This is a genomic window from Rhodococcus globerulus, assembly GCF_019334125.1.
In the GTDB taxonomy this organism is placed as follows: Bacteria; Actinomycetota; Actinomycetes; order Mycobacteriales; family Mycobacteriaceae; genus Rhodococcus_F; species Rhodococcus_F globerula.
The window spans coordinates 2,923,171-2,945,787 of sequence record NZ_CP079698.1 but is presented as its reverse complement, the minus strand read 5'-3'; the positions used below and the strand labels follow the sequence as shown (position 1 = coordinate 2,945,787).

Here is a 22,617-nt window from a genome sequence, read left to right as displayed (position 1 = left end):
GTCGGCGCTACCGGAAAGGCGCACAGGGCCGCAGGCCCTCAGCCCACGATGGTCGAAATACGGAACGCCGCCCCTAGTGGATCTGCGACACCCGCCAGGCGTCCGAACGGGGTGTCCTCAGGGGCCGCGATGACGCTGCCACCGAACTCGACGACCTTTGCGACCGCGGCATCGGTGTCGTCGGCGCCGAAGTACACCTGCCAGAAGGACGGCACCTCCGTCGGCAGGAACGAACTGGCATCCATGACGCCGGCAATCGCGGGGCCGCCCAGCTTGGCCTGTGAATAGCGGAACTCGTCCGTGTCACCCATCGACTCGAACTGCCAGCCGAACACATCCGCGTAGAACGGCAGAGCCGCCGTGTAATTCTTCGACATCGTCTCGTGCCATACCGGAGCGCCGGGAACTCCGACCACACCGAATCCCTCATGCTGATCGGGCTGCCAGATTCCGATCACCGCACCGGCCGGATCGCCGACAATCGCCATGCTCCCCTGCTCGCCGACCTGCATGGACGGCATCATGATCGTGCCGCCGGCCGCCTCCGCTTTGGCGGCCGAGGCAGCCGCGTCGGAGGACGAGATATAGGTGGTCCAGATGTTGCCGTACGGATTGCCCTCCTGCTGGGGGCCGAGACCGGCAATGGGCTGCCCGTCCTTGCTGAAGATGGCGTATCCGCCGTACTGCGGATCGTCGTTGCCGTCGACCTGCCAGCCGAACACGTTGGTGTAGAAGTTCTTCGCGACCTCGGTGTCCGAACTGGTGAGGTCGATCCAACAGGGAGTTCCGTCGAGCATGAGTTCCTCCTGTGCGTCGTTGTGGTAGTCGACGCTACCGAAAAGGCTCACGGGGCCGCAGGCCCTTCAAGGAGTCGGGCACGCACCTCCGCATCAGTTGCACAGTCGATCGCCGTCCACGCCAGTCCCAGCGCGCCGTCCAGGACGGCTTTGTCGCCGGTCTCGGAGCGGCAGTACGCAGTGAACTCGGGCTGGTGATTGCCGGAGCCGTTGCATTCGATTCCGATGATGGGATGGATGGTCGGGATGCGGTGCGAGACATTGCCCATGTCCGTCGATCCGGCTGCCGGACCGTTGTAATCGAAGAACGTGCGACCGAGAGCCTCGAGATTCTCCTGGTACAGAACGCTCAACTGCTGATCCCACCGTGACTCCGCGTATGCGGGCGACGGTGACGTCATCGCGATGTCGCAACCCGTCGCGATGGCACCGGCGGTGAAGCACTGCTCTACCTTGGGCTGGGCTGCTTCGACGCCGCCCAGCGTTTCGGCTCGGACGGCGTACGTTCCGTGGGAACTACCGGGAATGACATTGGGTGCGACTCCGGCGTCGCTGACGTAGCCGTGAACTTGAACGTCCTTCGGAAGATGCTGTCGCAGTAGACCGATGCTCACCTGGGCGACGGTGAACGCGTCGGCCGCGTTGACGGCGCCGACGGCAAACGACGCGTGTGAGGACACCCCGGTGTACTCGACGTCGAGGTGCGAGATGGCAAGCATGTTGGGGGCGCGCAGGTCTCCCGCGCCGGGGTGCACCATCATGGCGCAGTGCAGTGAATCGAAGATGCCCTCCTCGAGCATCACGACCTTTCCGCCGCCGCCCTCTTCGGCGGGAGTACCGAAGACGGCCACGGTGATTCCCAATTCGTCGGCCAACGGTGCGAGGAGCAATCCCGCAGTCACAGCGGACGAGGCGATGATGTTGTGCCCGCAGGCATGTCCGATGTCCGGGAGCGCGTCGTACTCGGCAAACAGTCCGATCACGAGTTCGCCGTTGCCGTACGTAGCGGCGAGTGCGGTCGGGAGTCCGGCAACACCGCGCTCGACCGCAAAACCGGCACCCTCGAGCATGTCCGCGACGGCGGCCGACGCGTTGTATTCGGCAAACGCGAGTTCGGGATCTTCATGGATCTGGTGACTCAGTGCCAGTGCGGCATCGGAGATGGTGTCGAGGTGCTTGGCCGCGCGATCTTTTGTCGTCATCGTCTGAGACTGCGTTCGCGCTGGGATCTGCGGACCAAAATGCAGTATTTGTGTACTAATTTATTTCTTCATGCAGGATTCGATAGTTTTGGACGAGATCGATCTGCGAATCGTCCACGCGATGCAGGTACAGCCGCGCGCACCGTGGGCGTTGATCGGCAGCGTTGTCGGGGTTGATCCGGTGACCGCTGCGCGTCGGTGGAGATCTCTCACCGACTCGGGCACTGCCTGGATAGCGGCGTACCCGGCCGCCGACGCGGGATCGGTGTTGGCATTCCTCGACATCCGGTGCGAACCTCGATCACGCAAACGGATCGTCGACGAACTCGTGGCGCACGCGCATGTGATGAGCGTGAACGTTCACTCGGGTGGTTGCGCAGTCATGGCGGAAGCGTTGTTTGTCGGCACAGATGCGCTGGCTCGATACATACTCGACGATCTGCAACTTCAGGACGGGGTGACCGACGTCGTGGTGCATCCTGTCACCAGGGTATTCACCGAGGGAAGCCGTTGGCGGCTGGGCACTCTCGAACCGTCCGGTGTTCGGACGCTGCGTGAATCAGGGGTGGCACCACCGCCACTCGGCCGCCGACATCCGTTGGACCGGGCAACGGTCGCCGTGATCGACGTTCTCGGACGCAGACCGCGCGTGTCGGTGACCGAACTGGCTCATGAACTCGAGATCAGCACCTCGACGGCTCGTCGACGGCTTGGCCGCGCTCTGTCGCAACACACCCTGTTGCGTTGTGAATTGGCGAGATTCGCGACGGGGCGGCCGATCCGGGTACTGTTCACGGCTCGGATTCCAGTGCTCGATGCGGAGCGTGCGGCGCGAATCCTGCGGGCCCGGACGGAGATTCGTCTTGTTGCCTCCGTCGCCGGCTCGAACAACCTCTTCTTTGCCGGGTGGTTTCGCGCACTGCCTGACCTCGCGGCACTTGAAGCGGACTTGGCTGCCCGGGTGCCGACGCTCGAAGTGGTGGACCGGCGAGTTGTTCTGGACACGCCAAAACTGATGGGGCACTTGCTCGATCGGGACGGCCGATCCATCGGTGTGGTTCCGGTGAGTGTCAGGTCGTGATCAGGCTCGTGTGCGAGAGCCATGCCAGGACATGACGGTTGAACTCGTCGGGCAGTTCAAGTTGGGGAGTGTGCCCGGTGTCGCCGAGGATGATCGTGGTCCAGTGAGGATGTGCTGCGGCGGCAGATCGTGCCGCCGCTACCGAGACGAGGCGATCGCGCTCGCCGTGCAGCAGGAGGGTGGGAGCACTGATGTCGCGCAATGCTTTTCGATACTTCTGTGGACGGGCCAACACGGTGAGCAGTGATCGTGCGGCTTGTAGGAACTCTGCGTCCTGAGTGGCAAAGCCACGCCGGATCTTCGACAGGGCCGCGCCTGCTGCAACCACCTCGGAGTCGGCGCGGGTGGGGTCCACGAAGCAGAGGTTGGTCATCTGCGTGGCCAACTGCTCGTCCGTCATCGTCCGTCGGCCAAGGCTCATTGCCTGTTCCCCCACATAGGGCAGCGCGTACACGAGGAATTGGGCAGCGATAACGGGGTCGGGGATCCGAATCGGTAGCGGCAGTGCCGGGTCGACCAATACCAGGCCGGCCACCGAATCAGGGCGGGCGGCGGTAGCGAGGGCAGATACCATTCCGCCCATCGAGTTGCCGAACAGAATGACCGGTTTCCCGACAACCGTGTCGATAAACCGGTTCAGGAGTGCGGCATTTGCCTGAATGTGTGTAGTGCGACCGTGAGCCTGGGTGAGGCCGAAGCCAGGCAGATCCACCGCGTAGACACGTGTGTGCTTCGCCAGGGTCGGCGCCACCCGGACCCAGTTCAAATGCGAGCCGCCAAGTCCGTGGACCAGGACGATCGGTGTCGAGTCTTCCGGTCCGCCGAAATCTACCCAGTGCATGTCCCCGTCGAGGTCGGCGATGTTGCTGATTCCGCCCCACGGGGCACTGAGCGCAGTGTCGACGGCTTCCACGGCGGAACGGGGCAAAGTCATCCCTCCAGAATGCCCTGTATTTGTTGATCGTGTGAGTGCCCTGTGCCGTCGATCACGCAGTGTGTTGTAGCGGCGCCGAACGCCACTGGTCTATTGGACTGTGGCAGAAACGGTTTCGCAGTTGTCCGGTTTGTACGATCTCGTTCGGGTGCTTGTCACCGCAGACGCACCGTCCGGCATACTGGCAGCCATGTGGTGGATGGTCGGGTTAATCATTCTGACTGTTCTGAGCCTGTCGTCCGCTTTGGTGGCATTTGTATTTCACCGATCAACGGCTGAGGACAGGACATTGCTGGGTGATCGTAGTAAAAGCACAGTCGAACGGCCCTGAATCGGTAATCGATCCAGGGCCGCTCACAGTTCTGTCATCCCCAGCGGGACTGTCCACCGTCGAGTGGGATTGTGGCACCGGTCAGGTAACCGGCATCGGGTCCGACGAGGAACGCGACGGCAGTGCCGATGTCGTTTTCGCAGTCACCGATGCGGCGCATCGGAATGCTGGCAACGAAGGCCGCTGCTTCCTCGGGGCGAGCCTCGGCCCACCGCTGCAAACCGGGCGACGACGCGTGTGGCGCGACAGCAAGAACACGGATCCCGTCCACACCCCACTCGCAGGCTGCTGCACGCGTGAGCGCACGCACGGACTCCTTGACGGCCGCGTACCCGCCGTAGCCGCTGGCGTCCCACCGAACGGCCACCGAGCTGACCATGTTGATGATCGCGCCGCCGCCACGGGCCTTCATCGACGGGTAGCACGCCTGCATCGTGCGCAGTGTTGCCACGGGCCCGGACTCGAGTCCGGCAGCCAGCTTCTCGGGCGTCAGATCCAGAATGTTGCCCAGGGGGTTCAGGCTCGCGTTGTTGACGAGGATGTCGACGCCGCCGAACAGTTCGACGGTTCGGTCAACAGCAGCGGTGATGGAGTCTCCGTCGCTGACATCGGCCAGCACGGGCTCGGCGCGGCCACCACGGTCGGCGATTTCCTTGCATGTGTCCACGAGCTTCGATTCGGTGCGACCGACAACTGCAATGGACGCACCTTCCTTGGCCAGGGCAAATGCGACTCCCTGCCCAACGCCTTGGCCGGCGCCTGTGATGAGCGCCACTTTTCCGTCCAATTTGCCCACTGTTGTTCTCCTGCTCGTCATTTAGCGGTCCCCGAATGGTTGCCTCCTCCGCGCAGTATTTCTCCTGGCTTCTTACTGGTCGGGATGTGATCTATATCCCACTCAGTGGAACCACTTTTAAATTAGGCCGTCTTACAGCTAATGTGAGCGCGGTTACATACCCGGCGCGGGGCCCGCGCACACATTCCATGATGAGGAGCTAGACATGGCAACCACAGGCAGCATTGATCCCGATACCGCTAAGTTGCTCGCCGACCTGGCGAAGTACGCTTCGCCGATCGCGGGCCTTATCGGCGGCGTTGGCGCGATTCTCGGAATCGCCGGACTGATCAACGCCGGCACCGGCTCCTGATCTGTCTCTGATCTAATCTCCGGCCCGCGAACTGGCAACAGGTCGCGGGCCGGAGGTCTATCTACCGTTCCAATATCTGTGTCTTGCAGACACATTCATCGGAAGCGAGCCTGCGGAACTTCCAGACTTTCGGCAGTGTCCGGCCGGGTGTAGTTCTTCTTCGGCGTGAGGTCGAGGACTGCCTCGCTGCCGCGGTAGTGACGGAACCAGAAGAGCGAGCGGTCCGGTGTGATGCGGGTGTCTTCCCCCGTGGTTTGCCAGTACCAGTGAATGTCGGCCTCGAGAACTTCCGACAGGCGAACGATGTTCTTGCAGCCGTACTCTTGCAGCCCTTGGCATGTGAGGCTTCGCAGTTCGCGTGGTTCTCCGCGGCTGGTCCAGCGTGATTCGTAGACCAGTGCGTCGAGTTGGATGCGGTGGCAGTCCTGTTCCGATGCAGCGTGCAGTAGGTCGTCCCAGTTCAATCCCGGTGCGTGCTGGAGGTATTCGTCGGCGTCGATGAAGGCGCTCCAGGCGACAGTTGTGCGAAATCTCGTGATGTAGTCGACGTATGCCTCGACCTGGCCGTGCACTATCCGGCCTTCCGTATTCCGGGGTTGCCATTCGACGACCGTGACCGGGAGGCCCTGCAGTTCGCGGCGAAATGCTGCTTGAACGTCACTGTCGGACAGTGTTTCGGTGTACGCGCCGTATGAGTTTCCGCGCTTGTCGACGCTTCCTCCGTGCCACCGGTTCAGGCTGAAGGCGCTGCTGCGCCGCGACGATCCAACGGAGCCGGTGTTGTCGTACAACACGATGTCCCATCCCTGTTCGATGTGGTGCACGCACCAATCGCGGATGAAGGGCAGGTGTTCGCGCGGGAGGAGGACTGCGACAACGGTGCGGGTCTTGCTGCTGGAACTGTGCTCCGTGCTCATGGCAACACGATAATGCGGCGGGCGCATCCCATGAGCACCAACCATTGAACACCAAGCATTGACATAATCATGATTCTGCCTCATAGTCGAGGCATGACGTCATCTGTGTCACACTTGCCACGGTTTGTTCCGTCGACCGGGGAATCCTGGCGATCGCCCTGGGCGATGTACGACGCCTTGCGTGAGTACGACCCCGTTCATCATGTGGTCCCCGAGGCGCCCGGCGATGACTATTGGGTTTTCACGCGCCATGAGGACGTCTACAACGCAGCGCGGGATTACCAGACGTACTCGTCCGCCAAGGGTCTGACCACCGTCTACGGCGAGCTGGAACAGATAGGTATGCAGGACAATCCACCTTTTGTGATGCAGGATCCGCCGGCTCAGTCGGAGTTCCGCCGCATGGTCTCCAAGGGATTCACGCCCCGCCAGGTGTCTGCCGTCGAACCGATGGTTCGGGAGTTTGTCGTCGAGCGCATCGAGGCACTGAAAGCTCGCGGCGGCGGTGACATCGTCGTCGAACTTTTCAAGCCACTGCCGTCGATGGTTGTTGCGCACTACCTGGGGGTTCCGGAATCCGATCGCGACCAGTTCGACGGGTGGACGGAGGCGATCGTGGCGGCCAATTCTGCCGGGGGTGCGCTCGCCGCAGCAACAACGGCGCAGGCCGCGACCGGTGAGTTGATGATGTACTTCGCGTCGTTGGTCGAGCGACGCAAGGTGGAACCGGGCGACGATACGATTTCACACCTTCTGGCGGCAGGACTCGGCGAGGAGGGGGACATCAGTGGTTTGCTGTCGATCCTGGGATTTGCGTTCACCATGGTGGCAGGCGGAAACGACACCACAACAGGGATGTTGGGCGGTTCGGTGGCGATGCTGACCGAGCGAGTCGACCAGCGTCAGCTTCTGATCGACGATCCGGAACTGATCACCGACGCGGTCGAGGAACTGTTGCGACTCACGTCGCCGGTGCAGGGTCTTGCTCGAACCGTCACCCGCGATGTGAGCTTGGGTGGCAAGACTATTCCGGCCGGGCGCAAGGTGCTGTTGATGTACGGAGCAGCTAATCGTGACCCATCGAAGTACGGCCCCGATGCCGGTGAACTCGATGTGCTGCGCAAACCGCAGAAGATCTTGACGTTCAGTCACGGAGCACATCACTGTCTGGGTGCGTCGGCTGCTCGTATGCAAGCGCGAGTTGCGTTGGAAGAGTTGCTGGCTCGCATTCCCGACTTTCACGTCGACATCGACGCGATGACGTACGCACCGGGAAACTACGTCCGCCGTCCGCTGACGGCTCCGCTGTCGGTGAACGCGTCGTGAGTAACGACTGGCTGGGGGACGGCCGGGCCCTTGCTGCTGCCGAGAAGATCCTCGACAGCGCGGCATTATTGTTTGTCGAGAAGGGCGTAGGCGCGGTGGGAATGGCTGAGATAGCCTCTGCTGCAGGTTGTTCCCGTGCCACTCTGTACCGCTATTTCGAGAATCGGCAGGCACTGCACGTTGCGTTTGTTCACCGTGAGGCTCGCACACTGGGTGCTGCCATTGCCGCGACTGTTGCGCCGATCGCCGATCCGCAGGAGCGACTCGAAACGGCGATCCTCGCGGCGGTGTCCGCGGTGCGCAGTACCCCGATCCTGGCGGTGTGGTTTTTGCCGGGCGACGCGAGTCTGGCCGGTGAGCTTGCGAATTCGTCCGAGGTCGTCAACGGATTGGGTGCCGCGTTTCTCGGCAGCAGTGCCGCCGCGGCTCAGGCGAAGTGGACGGTGCGAGTCATTCTCTCGCTCCTCATGGTGCCTGGCGTCGACGCGCGTGACGAGCGGGCTCTGGTGAAGGCGTTTGTTGCCGGTGTCCTGATTCACACCTAGGAGAGCGGATTCAGTTGCGGCACTGAATTTCTCGCGCGACCCTGTTGCCGGTCAGTGCGGCAGCCAGGATCGCGACCGTCACCGCGGCAAACACGACTGCGGCCGCCGTCGCAGAAGCAGCAGTCCCGACGCCGATCGTGATGGCGATGCCAAGCTGAACAGCAAAGCCGGCCAGCGCAATCCATGTTGCCCGCCGCAGCCCTGGGCGGGCGGCTTGATGGGCCTGCTGCCAAGCTTCGGGGCTCGACATGGTTGCTTTGGTGCGTATTCCCATCACGGAGTTCGGCTCGTCGCCGGGAAACTTCGCGATCAGCGATGCAACGGCCACCAGGGTTATGGTGCCGATCGACAATCCGAGTACAGCGCCGACCAGATCCTGAGATTGCGACATGAAATCGAAGCGCTTACTCGAAACGTGACGGGTCGCCGCCGCCGACGCGGACAACCTCCGGTGCACCGGACGAGAAGTCGACGACAGTTGTCGGTTCGGTGCCACAATCGCCCGAGTCGATAACGGCGTCGAGCTGGTTGTCGAGTTCTTCCTTGATCAGCCAACCATCCGTCATGGGTTCTTCTGCACCGGGCAATATCAGGGTGCTCGAGAGCAGCGGTTCGCCGAGTTCGTGCAAAAGGGCACGCACTACCGGATGGTTCGGGATTCGCACGCCGACGGTTTTCTTCTTCGGATGTGCAAGGCGCCGCGGCACTTCCTTGGTTGCGGGCAGGATGAACGTGTATTGCCCTGGCGTGGCAGCTTTTACAGCGCGAAACGCGGCGTTGTTCACATGCACGAAGTGGCCGAGCTGTGAGAAGTCCGCGCACACCAAGGTGAAATGGTGATCGGAGCGCAGCGCCCTGATGTCGCGAATCCGATCAACGCCACCGTGGTTGTCCATCCGGCTGCCCAAGGCGTAGCAGGAATCTGTCGGGTACGCGATGAGGGCATCGTCCCGAAGCATTGCGACGATCTGGCTGATCGCACGCGGCTGCGGGTCGTGCGGGTGGACATCGAAGTATCTGGCCATGTGTCCAGCCTAGTTCAGGGACGCAGTTGTGCCGGGAACTCTGCCGAAATCGGTGCTGCGAGCACTGCCGTCAACTCCTCGGCGTAGGCAAGCTGTTTGCGCAGGTGGTTGCAGCTGTCCTCGGCGCGCGTATGGCAGGCCGAGATGAATTCGGTTGCCGTGGTCCGCGATAGGGGATCAGCGGCGTCGTCGGCCAGGATCGACAAGGATTCGAGCAGCTGTTTCATCTCGTCCAGGGTGAATCCGAGTGGCTTCATCCGCCGAATCACGAGCAGGCGTTCGACGTCGGATTCGGTGTAGAGCCGGAAACCCCCGCCGCTGCGCTCGGATGGCGTCACCAACCCGACATCGTCGTAGTGGCGAATGGTTTTGATCGACAATTCGGTGCGCTCGGCAACCTGGCCGATCCTCATGGGCTTGTTTTCCATGTCAGTGACCTGCTCCCATCCGGCCGGACAAGTGGACGTGACGTTCCGCGGATGCGGCGTCCAGGCCGACGATCTCGACGTTCTTGCCACGAGCTGCATATTTTGTGGTGATCGCGTCCAGCGTAGCGACGGTGGACGCATCCCAGATATGGGCGCCGGAGAGATCGATGATCACGTTCTGCGGGTCGCCGGCGTAGTCGAACTGGTAGATCAGGTCATTGCTCGACGCGAAGAACAGTTCGCCGCGCACCGCGTAGACCCGCGTGTTCTCGTCGGGATGCGCAATGTCGACCACCTCGGTCAGATGAGCGACGCGACGGGCAAATATCACCATGGCTGTGATGACTCCGACGATGACGCCGTACGCGAGGTTTTCCGTCGCTACCGTGACGGCGACGGTCACGAGCATGACGACGGTCTCGCCAAGGGGCATGCGCCGCAGAGTTTTAGGATTGATGCTGTGCCAATCGAGGGTGCCGACGGACACCATGATCATCACTGCGACCAGAACAGCCATGGGGATCAAGGCCACCACATCGCCGAGGCCGACCACCAGGATCAGCAGGAACACTCCGGCCAGAAAGGTGGAAATCCGGGTTCGCGCTCCTGAGACCTTGACGTTGATCATCGTCTGTCCGATCATCGCGCAACCGCCCATGCCGCCGAAGATTCCGGTGACGATGTTGGCAACTCCCTGCCCCCAGCCCTCGCGAGTCTTGTTCGAGTGAGTGTCGGTGATGTCGTCGACAAGCTTTGCAGTCATCAATGATTCGAGAAGTCCGACCAATGCCATGGCCAGCGCAAACGGCGCGATGACCGAGAGCGTGTGCATCGTCAGTGGGACGTCGGGGAACATCAAAGTCGGCAAGCTCGACGGAAGTTCGCCCTCGTCACCGACATTGGGCACGTCGAACGAGAAGACGGCTGTTACCGCGGTCAGCACGACGATGGCCACCAGCGGCGCCGGGACAGCGGTGGTCAGTTTGGGGAGGAATATCAGAATCAGCATGGCGCACACAAGAAGTGGATAGACCAGCCACGGCACACCGATCAGGTGGGGAATCTGGGTGATGAAGATCAGGATCGCGAGTGCGTTGACAAATCCCACCATCACACTGCGCGGAATGAACCGCATCAGTTTTGCCACCCCGAGCAGACTCAGCACGATTTGCAGGACTCCGGCCAGCAGAACAGTGGCAATGAGGTAGTCGATGCCGTAATCCCGCGTCAGGGGCGCTACAACCAGTGCAACTGCGCCCGTGGCTGCCGAGATCATCGCCGGACGGCCACCGACAATCGCGATGGTGACGGCCATGGTGAACGACGCGAACAGACCCACCCGCGGATCCACACCGGCGATGATCGAGAACGAAATCGCCTCGGGGATAAGTGCCAGGGCAACAACGAGGCCGCCGAGCACTTCGGTTTTGAGGCGCCGGGGCGAGCGCAGCGCAGACCGTACGGTGCCGTCGTCGGCGGTGGTGTCGAGTGTGGTTGCAGCCATCAGGGTTCCGTCCTTACGAGATCGTCAGACCCTACCCTCCCGGGAGGGGAGAGTGTAAATCTGCTCGTCAGGGGCCAGGCTGCCGTGCGAGTATCGAACGATGAGCAAGGGAACCGTCTCGATCTGGAACGGCGAGCAAGGTTGGGGCGTGATCGAATCCGCTGATACGCCCGGCGGCTGCTGGGCCTTCTACTCCCATATCTGGGCCGACGCGTTGCCTGAACTGAAGCCCGGCCATTCGCGGATGATCCGTGGCGGATACAGGGAACTGTTTGTCGGTGAAACCGTCGACTTCACCTGGGAGATCACGCAGCAGGACGGCTACTCCTACCGCGCGATCAGCGTCACGCCGCAGCGGGAGCATCCTCAGTGGACGATCGAGGACACACCTGGCTGAGCGTTACTTCCCGCAGGCGGTTACTTCTCGCAGGCCACGCCGTCGCCGTCTCCGTCGAGGTGGGCACCGTATCCGGGGTCACCGATACGTACGGGAGCTGCGCCCGCAGCTTTGGCCGCCGCGCAGTTCTTGAACGGCGCGGTCACCGCCGCTGCCGGAGCCGAGGTGACAATCGGCTTGGACGTGACAAGTGGCGGGGATGTGGCGGGCTGCACCGGAGCAGTTCCCGTGCAGTCCTGGAGGATTCCGGCGATGGTGTCGTGTTCGGCCTGGGTCACCCACAATCTGTACGCGGCTTTTACCTCGACCTGCGCAGCGACGTACTGGCAGCGGTATCCCCGGTTGGGCGGCAGCCACGACGAGGCGTCGGAATCGGATTTTTGTTGGTTGGCGGGACCGTCGACGGCTCGCAGGTTGCGTGGGTCGTTGGCGAGGTTGGTGCGCGTCTGCGTGTCGAGTTGTTGAGCGCCCTTCTGCCAGGCGTCGGACAGCGCTACGACGTGGTCGATCTGGACTGCTGACGACGTGTCCTGACCACGGGTGAAGGCAATCGTGGTGTTGGTGTACTGATCCTCGAGCGTTCCGGTCTGCACCGTGCACCGGTTGCCGTCCTTGTACGTGAGGGCAGTCAGGTCGCGGGCCAGGATGTCGTTACGGGTGTCGCAGCCGTTGTGGCCGAACTCGACGTCGACATCGTCGGTCCAGGCCGTGCCGAACAACGCGCGGTCGTATCCGGTTTTGGGGGCGCGTCCCTTGATCGGAATTTGCGCCAACAGTGTGGAAGCGGCGGATACAGCAGCATTGTCGCTCGTGAGCGCCGACGAGCTGGTGGTGACACCGGATCCGATACCTGAACCGAGACTGCCGGTTTCGGCGGCTGACGAGCTGGAGCACCCGCCGAGGATCAGTGCGGCAACAAAGCCGATCGAAACAGCAGCTGCGCTGCGCCTGCTGATTGCCGTGCGTGACATGTGTCGAGAGCTCATTTCTGTTTAGAGACGAACTACAAGTATGTCATTCGCGACATTTCGGTCTGAAGCGGACGAAGTGGACCGAAACAGACCGAGCGAACGCACCTTTCGTCGCCTTGGATGCGCCGAGAGGTACGTTCGCTCTGAAACAGGGAGTCGGGCGGAGCGTCGAAGCAACACAAAGGCCCGGAAGTCGGTATCGACTTCCGGGCCTGTGGAACGAGTTTGTTCAGATCTCGATCTTGGGAGTCTGCTCACCCAGCTTGTGGCGAGCCAGTGCCAGGTTCGCGCGCGTGCGTTCGAGGACGAGGTACACGAAGAGTGTGGACATTCCGGGCGTCTCGATCACGCGGATGAGATGGTACTGGGTGGTCAGGGTGATCAGGATGTCTTCGAGGGTGTCGGTAATTCCCAGGTTACTCATCGTGCGGAGCTTTGCGCGCACAACTTCGGAGTTTCCGGCACCGGCGTATTCGAGGCTGAAGGACGGGTTTCCGGCCATGCCGAGAACCATGCCGCTGTCGGCGTCGACGACGGCTGCACCTGTGGCGCCGTCGATACGCATCAGTTCGCCGAGGACCTTGTCGATGTTGCTCATTGCTTCTCCTTTGTGGGGTGCGGGGTAGGGCGCAGGCGAGCGCTGCGACTCGAGTTGATGCTTCGGCGGCGAAGTCATCGGTACATTCTTCGGCGGGGATTGAGGGCGGGTGGGATCCAGCGCGCGAGGGGTTTGTCCTGCTTGTGAGTTTTGCGAAATAGGTCCGTAATGCGCAGATAGAGACACATTTATTGTTTCGTCCTCACCGATACGATCGGCGGTCAGCCACTCGCCGGCGGAACCGGAAAGGGGTGGCGGAACCACTGTCGGTGGGTCGAGCGGGGGCGGCTGAAGTTGCGGATAAACCGGGGACGTCAGTGGCCGTTTGTACGGGATAGGTTGGCCCTCCGAATCGGATACGTTCGAGAACCACACGGCATACCCTGGGTCTTCGCGATCGAGGCTCGCCTCACGATCGTCGTCTTCTTCTCGGGATCCGCGCTTACGAAAGAGTCCCACAAGCCTCTACCCCTTTTGAGACGAATCTCTTCTACGGTACATCCCGCTCGAATCGAGTAGGAGACTGCGGAAACCCGCCCCTAGTTACCTTGCAGCTACGTAAGACTATCACGGTGTCGCGATCGGGGCCGGGGCTCTGCGGCTCGGCTGCCCAGTCAGCTCTGGCATTCTGAAGAGATGAAGAAAACGATTGTCGGGTTCATCGGAGCCTGTTCATTGATAGCGCTGGTGGCCTGCGGTTCCGACGGCGGGACGCCGACCGAAGTGGGGACTCTGACGTCCACTGCGCCGGCGACCGATACAGATGGCGTTACCGCTACCGAGGGCACCGCGGTAGCGGGGCTTCCGCGCACGTACGAGCAAGCCTGCAACGACGTCCTCAAGTTTCTCGACGGATATCAGCAGGCGATCGACGAATCAGGCGACGACATCGGACTGACCCGTGAGTCGCTGGCGAACGACATGCTGACGTCGATCCAGGCTTACCCGGAATGGTCGACTCTGTCCGCCGACGAGCAGGCCGAGGTAACGCGCGGATTCGACGCAGCGGTCGCCGGAAGCTGCTGAAGGCAACCTTCACCCGACCGTCAGAACAGTGATTCCTGAATTGCGACGCCCGGAGAGTCGAAGTTGCCCACCGTGACGGTACGTCCGACCAGTGCCGAGATGTCTGCGACAAAGTGAGGGGATTCCGGGTCGGTATCGGTACGGAACAGTGCCACCGGCCCGGTCAGGCCTTCGAGGTATAGAGAGTGCTCACCCGATTCGAAGGAATGGGGATACATCAGCGCCGGGGTGGCGTCGAAAACGATCTGCGAGCAGGCCGGTGGTGTCCAGACCTCGGGCTGTTCGAAAATCTCGATGCCCTCGATCCCGGATCCGATGTAGGACAACTCTTCTCGGTTCGAGACAATGAACTGTTGCAACTCGTTGCGCAACGCAGCGGTGTCGATTCTGTTTGTCAGTGCCTCGAGTTTGCGGGATGTGCGGATCGCCTGGCTCAGGTGAAACTGCCTCGACACGTCAGCTTCGAGAGTTCGAATGTTGTAACCGTCCGTCGAACCGGCGACGTACAGGGCGGCTGCGGCGCCTTGCTCCGCGACGCGCGGGTACTTGCGGAACTGCGACGCCGTCCCCACCTTCATCCGGCCACCGGCGAAGATGTCGATGTACAGCCATTGCGGCTGGGTGAGATAGGTGCGCACATTCGGGTGAATGTGCGCACCGTTCACGTGAGCCTGGTGAACGCTTGTGAATCCTTCGCGATTTCTGCACCGGTCACATTGGCGTCCGCTGGTCACCTTCGCGCCTCGATCGCACGGGAGGTAACCGGGTCCGTCGGCCGTCATGTCGCGCCACCCGAGGCACCGCCGTCCCCGGCGCTCGTCCACAGAAAACCGGAATACCGACGTGTGCGTGAAGAACGTGGTGTCGCCGGTTGTGTCGTCGACGAGGCGGATACGAGGAGCTGCCGGATCCGACCATTCGATACCGCGCACGAGCAAGGTCATGATGGAAGTGCCGGTTCCTTTTTTCGGATGTACGAGGAACCACTGATGTTAGTGCGTCGGATATCAGTGCGTCAGCTGCCGGGCAACCCAGGGTAGTAGGTGCCTGCCGACCAACCGCCGTCTACGGCCAGCTCGGCTCCTGACATGTAACTTGCGTCGTCGCTGGCAGCGAAGGCCGTTACCCGGGCCACCTCGTCGGGGAGCCCGATTCGCCGCAGCGGAACCTGACCGTACGGCTTCTGCAGGTCGTCGCCCGTGCGGCCCATCGGGTTGCCCAGCTGGGTATCGACGCCACCGGGATGTACCGAGCAGACGCGGATGCCCGACGGTCCGAGTTCGAGTGCCTGAGTTTTGGTGAGTCCACGGACCGCCCATTTGCTGGCGGTGTAGGCGCTCAGGCCGTTCACTCCGCGCAAGCCGTCGACGGACGAAATGTTGACGATCACGCCACGCGCGGCTTTCTTCATCACGGGAACAACAGTCTTCGCGCCCAGCATTGCGCCGATGACGTTGACGGAGAACAACTTTTCGACGGCAGCGACGTCGATGTCCTCGACAGCGGCAAAGGCAAGCATGCCCGCATTGTTGATCAGGACGTCCACAGTGCCGAACTGGGAAGTCGTGTCTTCGACGAGGCTCACCCAATCGGATTCGCTGCTGACATCAAGATGGTGGAAGACGCCGCCGATATCGGCAGCGACCGCGGCGCCTTTCTCGTCGAGCACGTCGCCGATGACAACCGTCGCGCCTTCCGCTGCGAGGAGTCGGGCGGTTGCTTCTCCCATTCCCTGAGAACCGCCGGTGACGATGGCTACCTTGCCTGCAAATCTGTTCATGCACCGATTCTGTGGCGGTAGCGCCGGGTCCGTATCGGGCAGTCCCGCTGGCCGGAAATGTCCCGATGACGTGCGACTGACCTCGGGCCTGCTTGTGATCGCCTAGGCTCGTGGCATGGCTATTGTCTGGACAGTTCCGCGTGGTATCAGCCCCACCCTGCTCGTAGCACCGTTGATCAAGGAGTTTCTCGCCGAGGGCGAAGGCACCCTCGACTCGAGGCTGAGCGCGGTCGGCATTGTGTGTGCCTCGCTCGAGAAGCAGGTCGGTCGCACGTTCACGTCGATCAGTTCGGCGTCGGCAGCCATCTTCTCGGGCGCCGCAGCATCGTCGAGTGTGCCCGATGCGCTCAGGCTCGCGGTGATGCGGACGCTGTCCACCGAGGTGCTCGTCCGTAAGCCGGCTCCGCAACCGTTCTCCGAGAAGGTCGGAAAGCGCTTGGGAGAGTATGTGTTCGCGTTGCGTGACCCGCGTAACAACCAGGTGTTCCATGTCGGCCACGGCACCGGAAACCAGGTATTCGCTTCGGTTTTCGAGGCACTCGGTGAACTCGACAACCTCGAAGGAGCCTCCGGGGCAGCGGATACACCCGGAGTGACCGCTGCAAAAATCTCACGCATTCGTGAGATCTACGACGCCGGTTCGGCAGTCGAGCACTACGTTCTCATCCGCAGCGTATCCGGTGCGGATGCAAGCGGCACGGCAGACGCCGTGGTCAGCGGCATCGTGGAGACGCTGCGGATCAGTGAGGCGGGTGAGAACCTGACCAACCTTGCGGGTGAGGTCACTGACAAGGATCTGCGGGCAACCCGCGTCGAGGAAATCGCCCTCCGCTATTCCGCAGATCCGGCACCGGAATTGCCGACACCCAGTGTGGTGCTGCATGTTCCGGGTTCTGCTCGCGCCGGCGCCACCGCAGAAGAGATCTACGAACTCGCCCGCCAGGAATGGGCGGCCGGCGCCGCAGTGCGTGCCGAAGCCGGGATTCCTGTACTCGTCTTCGCGGACAGCATCATTCGTGGCGCTTTCCGCGCGCAGTCGTGGGAGGTGTCCACTCGTAACGCCGACGGCAGCATGCTGTGGCGCTTCACCGGCGACGTCGACGAGGAGCTGGCGGCCAAGTACGTCGGCACCGAAATCACACCGCACAACGTCGGACTCAAGAAGTGGCCGGTCAGCGGTTGGGTTACCCGACTGACCACCGCTCGCCCCGGTGCGGCGATGCCGGGTCCGCGTAAGAAGTAAGGTCCGCGTAAGAAGTAAGACGAGGTTGGGCTCCGGAGTTTTCGGAGCCCAACTTCGTCTATTTCAGTAGTCCACTGCCGAGGTAGTCGTTTTCCTCGCATCCGGGCGGAATGAGATAGACGGCCGAACCGATCGGCGTTGTCCACTCGTTGAGTGCGTCGAAGTCACTCAGTCGCTGCTGAACGGGCAGATACTGCGCCGCGATGTCCCGCTGGAACGCCGCGAAGATCAGCCCGGAGTTGGACGTTTCCTCGCCTTCCGGTGGGTCGTCGTAGTTGTAGGCACGACGGAAGAACTGCTCTCCCTCGTGCATTCGATGCGAGCGTGCGATGTGTGATCCCGGCGGAATGACCGGGATACCGAACCTGTCGGTAGCGGTGAAATCAGCCTCGTCGAACTCGTCGGTGCCGGTCAACGGAGCGCCGTTCGACAACGTGCGACCCATCGTGAGTTCACGCGCCGGTCGATCCAGTTCGTCCCACGTATCCATTTCCATGCGAATTCTCCGAAGCACCAACGACGTTCCCCCGGCTAACCACGGCTGATCGGCGCCGTCGCTCCATACGAGGGAGTCGAAATCCGTGGTTCCCGGCGCCGGGTTGACGGTACCGTCGACCTGGCCCATGAGGTTACGCATAGTTGTTCCCTCGGGCGCGGTTCCCCGTGCGCTGCGAAACCCTTTCTGCGTCCACCGAATTGAGGTCAGTGAGCGAGCGTTCTTGGTCAGTACCCGTACCGCATGCGCGACGGTGACGGGATCGTCGCTGCAGATCTGAAGGAGAAGATCCGTTGCGCCCCAGCGATCTTCGAGTCGGTCGATCGGGTAGCTCGGTAGCGGAGCGCACCACGCTGGTGCCCGATCCTGTAACCCCAGAGCGGTGAACAGTCCGGGCCCGTAGCCGACGGTGATCGTCAGCCTCGACGGATCAACCGCCAGTTCCTTCTCGGTATCGGCCAGAGCGGGCATTCCCGCAGTGAGGCGAGCAGCGTCGGCTGTCCACATCTTCATGATTCCGATGACGGCGGCCCGGTCGACTCCTGGTCGCAGATCGAAGCCGACAAAGGTGGCGTGTGCTTGCGGCGGGGTGCTGACGCCTCCCTGATGAACGCCATGGAACGGAACGACGGCTTTACCCGGAGACGGTTCATCGGCCTGCGCCAGAGTCGCCGCACCCCACGTTGTTCCCGCGACCGCAAGCGCGGCGGCGCCACCTCCGAGGAGACGCCGCCGGCTCAGTCGCAGGTTGCTGTTCTCAGCCACCGTGATTGGGGTCGTAGTTCTCCTGGTTACCGGAGAAGTCGCGGATCTGGGCTGTGAAGGTGGAACTGGAACCGTCGTCGTAGATCAGGGTGACGTCGGTTTCGGCGCCGGGGAGGAGCGGGCCGGCGAGTTCCATGAACATCAGATGATCGCCGCCTGGCGCAAGGCTGGCGGAACTGTTCGCGGGAACCCGAAAACCACCGTCCTTGGGGCGCATGGTCATTGTCCCGGCGTCTCCGGTCACAACTTCGTGCAGCTCGACGCGAGCGGACGCCGGACTGGTGGCCGAGACGACGCGTACGTCTTTGTCGCTGGAATTAACGAGCTCGGCAAAGGCCGCGCTCATGCCGCCCGGCGCGGCCTTGACCCATTGATCCTCGATCGTGATGGATTGTGCCGCTTCGGTTTCCTTGCCGGACTCCGATGAACAACCGGTCAGCGTCAGGGCTGCTGCCAACGCGGCGGCGGTGAACAGTGTGGTGCGAACAGACATGTGTATCTCCGTAGTTCGAGTATCAGGTGGTTGCGCGGCGTCGGAGTGCCGCGACAGAAAGGTCGATCAGGAGGAATGCGATCAGGCTGAGGCCGAGCAGCGGAACTAACCAGCCGATCAGGGCGGTGCAGGCGATCAGTGCAACAACGCTGATCGGAGCGAGTTTTCGGATGCCACCGCGTGTGGGTGCTCGGCCTACAGCCCACTCGGATCCTCGGATGGGTCGTCGACGCCACCACATGATGTAGCCGCGAATGACGATGCTCGCCAACGCAACGGCGAGTGCGGCGAGCGCGATCTGATTGGCGAGACCGAAGAGAAGTCCCATGTGCAGCTGGATTCCCCAGGCCGAGAGTTTTGCCGCGATAGGCCAATCCGCGAACCACAGCTCGTCGGTGACCTTCTGTGTTGCTCCGTCGATTGCAATGGTGTTGTTGCTCATAACCCAGGGCTGACGCGTCTGGGCGACGGTGAAAGCGGTGTGTGCATCAGCTGGGATCGACACCTCGACGGGGCCGGTGATGCCGCGATACCTGGCGATGCCGAGGACCGCGTCGACCCGTCCGGCGTTCGTGTCCGTCAGAGTGCCGGTGGCGATCGGGGCCATGTCGTGACCGTCGTGTCCGCCGGACGGCTGCGCGGGAGCGCCGCCAAGTGTCTTGACCACCGAAGGGGTGGTCCAACTCAGTGCGGTTCTCATGTTGCTGACGTTCTCACCGGCGTATGTCGACCACGTGAGCCCGGTTGCCGAGAGAAACACCAGTGCTACTGCGATCCAGATGCCGACAACTCCGTGCCAGTTCAGGGTTCGGTTACGCCCGGCGGACGTTCGATCCAGGGTGAGCAGACGGGCGTTGCGAGAGGTTCGGTACCGGCGGAACCACAGGTAGACACCGCCGAGGGCAACCACCCACATCCACGACGCGGCCAGCTCGCTGTACAGGCGTCCCGGTTCGCCGAGATGAAGGTTGCGGTGGAGCTGGGAAATCCAGGTTCGGACCGGCAGCGAGCCGCTACTGCCGTACACGGTCAACTCGCCGACCGGTTGAGCGAGCACCGGGTCGACGAATACCGCGAGTCTCTCGGACTCGCCGAGAGACGGATCGGTGAACAGAACTCGGGTGGTTTCTCCGGCGGCAGGAGACGGGCGGACCGCTGAGACCGTCAAGTCCGGGCGGTACTGCTGAGCGGAGCGGATCTGATCGTTCAGTGATGCGAGCTGTCCGGTGCTGTCGGTTTGTAGGTAGTCGCTGTAGACAAATTTCTCGATGGTGGGTGCCACCGCGTAGAGGCCACCGCTCAACGCCGCGATGAGGATGAACGGTCCGATGAGAATTCCGGCGTAGAAATGCAGGCGCAGGATCAGGGGTCTGGCGCCGCCGGCCTTCTTCTTCGGAGGGGAACTGTCGTTGGAAGCGTGCGGCTGCGCGCGCTCCATTTCGGGTGCGGACATGCGTGTACTCGATCCCGCTGTGCGCCTTTCTTAACCGTCGGCGGTTGGTAAAGGCGCACAGCAATGGGGCGCACGGGATTTCGTGCGCAGAAAGGAAAGGGAAAGGGAAAGGGAGTTACACGAATGCCGGCGGGCCGCGCGTGCCCAGACCGGAGGTGAGAAGTTGCCGGAGAACAACTTTGGCGCGGTAGCGAGTGCGGACGGTGAGGGGTGAGTGCTGCGGCGCCCAGGGCCGCAGCAGGACTGCAACGATTGTTGCCACCGTGGACGCCGCAACGACGTAGCCGCGTTCGGCGCCGCGGATCGCCGCCGCGCAGACTCCGACCGCAGCGATATGAGCCGCGAGCATCGGGAGCGACGGAACAACGCCGTGCTGGTGGTCTGAGGCAATGGTCAGTGTTGTGTGGCCGATTGCCTGCCCGGCAGCAAGCATGAGAGCCAAGGCCGCGGTGGGCGAGCGACGAGTATCGATGGACGCAACGACGGCGCCGACGCTCGCGCAGGCGAGGAGCAACAAGACCACCGCACTTTGCGACGGCGCCATGCCTCCGCCGCCGAGTGCGTGGGCGGCGAGGGATACCGCTCCGGACGTGCCGCCGACAAATCCGCCGCGCAACTGCGCGACATCAGCGAGGCGGGAGGTCATAGGTGCAAAGGATACAGGCACCTACTACCACGGTTAGTAGGTGCGCCGAAGTTGGACATTTGTTCGGTTGAGTGCCCGTTTTCTTTGCCCACACATTGCGGCAGGCGATTTCGGATGCGTTCTGGCGCAATACGTACCGGACAACTGGTATGCCGGTTGATTTGCTGGCGGATCGGGAGTTTCGAGGACCAAAGTCATCGAACTGTGTTGTGTAACAAATCGGCCCGCATTTGCGGTATCACCGACGGGCCGATGCGGCCCCGCAGTGATAGCGTCCCGACATGTGATGTCCGAATTGATTCGACCTTGACCTAGGAAAACGGTGCACAGCGATAACAACGGTTCGAATGGTGGATTCAAACAGAACGGTTCCGGAACAGCCGACACGGATGATCTGCTGAGCGGCTCTGACGATACCTACGCGAATTCGGTTCGAACCGTTACCTTTACGCCGCAGTTCGATCTACCGCAGAGCGACGAGGTTCCGGTCAAACCGCTTCCGAGTCAACGGATGCGGCAAGTGCGACGCGACGAGCCGGCCGATTTCCGAACCTCGACGCCACAAGCGATGACCTCCGTCGACGACCTGGACATCATCAAGCGCGCCAAACGTCCGCCCGAACACGGTTTCGGTGCTCTGCTGTTCAAGCTTTCGGGTGGGCGGATCAACACCGGGCAGTCGGCGGTGGAACTCGAACATCAGGCGCTGGTCCGTCGTGCTAATCGGACGGTGCGCGGCGTGTACAAGATCGCCTTCATCTCGCTCAAGGGTGGGGTTGGGAAGACGACGGCGGCAAAGACCGTCGGCTCCACGTTTGCGTCGATCCGTGGTGATCGGATTGTTGCGATCGACGCCAATCCTGATCTCGGTACCCTCGCCGATCGAGAACATCGCGAGCATCACTTGACGGTTCGTGATCTGTTGGCAGACAGTAATATTCGTACGTACAGTGATGTGCGGTACTACACGTCGCAAGGTGACAGCCGGTTGGAAATCCTTGCCAGCGAAGCGGATCCGGAAACATCGGAGTCGTTCAACGAGCAGGACTACCTCGACACGCTACGCATCCTCGAAGTGCACTACAACATTCTCATCACCGACTGTGGCACCGGTATCATGCACTCGGCGATGTACGGAATCCTCGACGAGGCTGACGCCTTGGTGGTAGTCAGTCCGACGGCTCAGGACGGAGCGCGCAGCGCAGCCGCCACGTTGAGCTGGCTGACCAAACACGGTTACGGCGACCTCGTGAGCCGGTCGGTGGTTGCGATCAACGCAACGCGGCCTGGATCGTCGTCGCTCGATCTGGACCAGCTCGAGGAAGTGTTTTCCCAGCGCGGAGTTCGGGCGGTCTGCACCCTCCCGTACGACGACCATCTCGGGGAGGGCGGGCCCATAGATCTGAAGTTGTTGAACAAACGCACTGCGCGTGCCTATCTCGAGTTGGTCGCCGCTATCGCCGACGGCTTCCCGGATTCGCAGGGGCGCCACGCGTCACGGTGACGGAGAA

General features: G+C 62.2%; 25 protein-coding genes. 8 read left to right on the top strand and 17 right to left on the bottom strand.

The genetic code is table 11. The features are described from left to right. Positions 1-38: 38 nt before the first annotated feature. Positions 39-797: a VOC family protein gene (locus KYT97_RS13270; protein ID WP_219112938.1), complete on the bottom strand. Its 759-nt coding sequence runs from the start codon at positions 795-797 to the stop codon at positions 39-41. Between the two features lie 47 nt (positions 798-844). Then, on the bottom strand, positions 845-1,999 hold the full coding sequence (locus KYT97_RS13265) for a M20 family metallopeptidase (RefSeq protein WP_219112505.1): 1,155 nt from the start codon (positions 1,997-1,999) through the stop codon (positions 845-847). A gap of 70 nt (positions 2,000-2,069) precedes the next feature. Here KYT97_RS13265 and KYT97_RS13260 point away from each other — a divergent pair, with 70 nt between their 5' ends. Beyond that, positions 2,070-3,080, top strand: coding sequence for an Lrp/AsnC family transcriptional regulator (locus KYT97_RS13260; protein WP_219112503.1), 1,011 nt, complete (start codon positions 2,070-2,072; stop codon positions 3,078-3,080). On the opposite strand, the gene KYT97_RS13255 is transcribed toward KYT97_RS13260, so the two are convergent. Continuing rightward, positions 3,070-4,014 (bottom strand): alpha/beta fold hydrolase, encoded by a 945-nt coding sequence (locus KYT97_RS13255; RefSeq protein WP_219112501.1) that lies wholly within the window; start codon positions 4,012-4,014, stop codon positions 3,070-3,072. The genes KYT97_RS13260 and KYT97_RS13255 overlap by 11 nt on opposite strands. A 365-nt stretch (positions 4,015-4,379) precedes the next feature. Beyond that, positions 4,380-5,141: an SDR family NAD(P)-dependent oxidoreductase gene (locus tag KYT97_RS13250; RefSeq protein ID WP_033231674.1), complete on the bottom strand. Its 762-nt coding sequence runs from the start codon at positions 5,139-5,141 to the stop codon at positions 4,380-4,382. 205 nt (positions 5,142-5,346) lie between these two features. Between KYT97_RS13250 and KYT97_RS13245 the strand changes: the two genes are divergently transcribed. After that, positions 5,347-5,493 (top strand): hypothetical protein, encoded by a 147-nt coding sequence (locus KYT97_RS13245; RefSeq protein WP_181933067.1) that lies wholly within the window; start codon positions 5,347-5,349, stop codon positions 5,491-5,493. 95 nt (positions 5,494-5,588) lie between these two features. Here the strand turns inward: KYT97_RS13245 and KYT97_RS13240 are convergent, their stop codons facing one another. Further along, positions 5,589-6,410, bottom strand: coding sequence for a glycosyltransferase family 92 protein (locus tag KYT97_RS13240; RefSeq protein WP_219112500.1), 822 nt, complete (start codon positions 6,408-6,410; stop codon positions 5,589-5,591). Positions 6,411-6,503: 93 nt separating this feature from the next. Between KYT97_RS13240 and KYT97_RS13235 the strand changes: the two genes are divergently transcribed. After that, entirely contained in the window at positions 6,504-7,736 is a 1,233-nt protein-coding gene (locus tag KYT97_RS13235; protein WP_219112499.1) for a cytochrome P450, read from the top strand. Next, positions 7,733-8,281: a TetR/AcrR family transcriptional regulator gene (locus tag KYT97_RS13230; RefSeq protein ID WP_219112497.1), complete on the top strand. Its 549-nt coding sequence runs from the start codon at positions 7,733-7,735 to the stop codon at positions 8,279-8,281. Before KYT97_RS13235 ends, KYT97_RS13230 begins: the two co-directional genes overlap by 4 nt. A gap of 10 nt (positions 8,282-8,291) precedes the next feature. Here the strand turns inward: KYT97_RS13230 and KYT97_RS13225 are convergent, their stop codons facing one another. The 4 genes from KYT97_RS13225 to KYT97_RS13210 are packed head-to-tail and all read right to left on the bottom strand — an operon-like array spanning position 8,292 to position 11,238. Beyond that, entirely contained in the window at positions 8,292-8,672 is a 381-nt protein-coding gene (locus KYT97_RS13225; protein ID WP_033231671.1) for an SdpI family protein, read from the bottom strand. A gap of 13 nt (positions 8,673-8,685) precedes the next feature. Further along, a complete protein-coding gene (locus KYT97_RS13220; protein WP_033231670.1) occupies positions 8,686-9,306 on the bottom strand; it encodes an L-threonylcarbamoyladenylate synthase in 621 nt (206 codons plus the stop codon). Between the two features lie 14 nt (positions 9,307-9,320). After that, entirely contained in the window at positions 9,321-9,719 is a 399-nt protein-coding gene (locus KYT97_RS13215) for a MerR family transcriptional regulator (RefSeq protein ID WP_033231837.1), read from the bottom strand. 16 nt (positions 9,720-9,735) lie between these two features. After that, positions 9,736-11,238 carry a SulP family inorganic anion transporter gene (locus tag KYT97_RS13210; protein WP_219112496.1) on the bottom strand — a complete coding sequence of 501 codons (1,503 nt, stop codon included), beginning with the start codon at positions 11,236-11,238 and terminating at the stop codon, positions 9,736-9,738. Between the two features lie 100 nt (positions 11,239-11,338). Here KYT97_RS13210 and KYT97_RS13205 point away from each other — a divergent pair, with 100 nt between their 5' ends. After that, on the top strand, positions 11,339-11,635 hold the full coding sequence (locus KYT97_RS13205) for a hypothetical protein (protein WP_045064566.1): 297 nt from the start codon (positions 11,339-11,341) through the stop codon (positions 11,633-11,635). Positions 11,636-11,655: 20 nt separating this feature from the next. Here KYT97_RS13205 and KYT97_RS13200 read toward each other — a convergent pair whose 3' ends face one another. Then, complete coding sequence (locus KYT97_RS13200; RefSeq protein WP_033231668.1) at positions 11,656-12,606, bottom strand: GmrSD restriction endonuclease domain-containing protein; 951 nt, start codon at positions 12,604-12,606, stop codon at positions 11,656-11,658. Positions 12,607-12,835: 229 nt separating this feature from the next. Then, a complete protein-coding gene (locus tag KYT97_RS30905) occupies positions 12,836-13,204 on the bottom strand; it encodes a hypothetical protein (RefSeq protein ID WP_204368951.1) in 369 nt (122 codons plus the stop codon). Positions 13,205-13,840: 636 nt separating this feature from the next. Here KYT97_RS30905 and KYT97_RS13190 point away from each other — a divergent pair. Continuing rightward, positions 13,841-14,230 (top strand): hypothetical protein, encoded by a 390-nt coding sequence (locus KYT97_RS13190; RefSeq protein ID WP_141485027.1) that lies wholly within the window; start codon positions 13,841-13,843, stop codon positions 14,228-14,230. Between the two features lie 20 nt (positions 14,231-14,250). Here the strand turns inward: KYT97_RS13190 and KYT97_RS13185 are convergent, their stop codons facing one another. Both KYT97_RS13185 and KYT97_RS13180 read right to left on the bottom strand, forming a co-directional pair. Continuing rightward, on the bottom strand, positions 14,251-15,174 hold the full coding sequence (locus KYT97_RS13185; protein WP_092803060.1) for a DUF2797 domain-containing protein: 924 nt from the start codon (positions 15,172-15,174) through the stop codon (positions 14,251-14,253). A 71-nt stretch (positions 15,175-15,245) separates the two neighbouring features. Further along, entirely contained in the window at positions 15,246-16,010 is a 765-nt protein-coding gene (locus tag KYT97_RS13180) for an SDR family NAD(P)-dependent oxidoreductase (protein ID WP_219112494.1), read from the bottom strand. A 115-nt stretch (positions 16,011-16,125) separates the two neighbouring features. Here KYT97_RS13180 and KYT97_RS13175 point away from each other — a divergent pair, with 115 nt between their 5' ends. After that, entirely contained in the window at positions 16,126-17,253 is a 1,128-nt protein-coding gene (locus tag KYT97_RS13175; RefSeq protein WP_095886984.1) for a GIY-YIG nuclease family protein, read from the top strand. A gap of 58 nt (positions 17,254-17,311) precedes the next feature. On the opposite strand, the gene KYT97_RS13170 is transcribed toward KYT97_RS13175, so the two are convergent. From KYT97_RS13170 to KYT97_RS13155, 4 genes are all read right to left on the bottom strand, one after another. Next, the gene (locus KYT97_RS13170) at positions 17,312-18,514 is read right to left on the bottom strand and encodes a Dyp-type peroxidase (RefSeq protein ID WP_045064553.1); all 1,203 of its coding nucleotides are present in this window, start codon (positions 18,512-18,514) and stop codon (positions 17,312-17,314) included. Next, entirely contained in the window at positions 18,507-19,007 is a 501-nt protein-coding gene (locus KYT97_RS13165) for a copper chaperone PCu(A)C (RefSeq protein ID WP_033231661.1), read from the bottom strand. The genes KYT97_RS13170 and KYT97_RS13165 overlap by 8 nt, the downstream gene beginning before the upstream one ends. Before the next feature lie 22 nt (positions 19,008-19,029). Continuing rightward, the gene (locus KYT97_RS13160) at positions 19,030-20,460 is read right to left on the bottom strand and encodes a PepSY-associated TM helix domain-containing protein (RefSeq protein WP_219112492.1); all 1,431 of its coding nucleotides are present in this window, start codon (positions 20,458-20,460) and stop codon (positions 19,030-19,032) included. A 115-nt stretch (positions 20,461-20,575) separates the two neighbouring features. After that, positions 20,576-21,106, bottom strand: coding sequence for a hypothetical protein (locus KYT97_RS13155; protein WP_033231659.1), 531 nt, complete (start codon positions 21,104-21,106; stop codon positions 20,576-20,578). A gap of 322 nt (positions 21,107-21,428) precedes the next feature. Here KYT97_RS13155 and KYT97_RS13150 point away from each other — a divergent pair, with 322 nt between their 5' ends. Continuing rightward, on the top strand, positions 21,429-22,610 hold the full coding sequence (locus tag KYT97_RS13150; protein WP_033231658.1) for a MinD/ParA family ATP-binding protein: 1,182 nt from the start codon (positions 21,429-21,431) through the stop codon (positions 22,608-22,610). Positions 22,611-22,617: the final 7 nt, after the last annotated feature.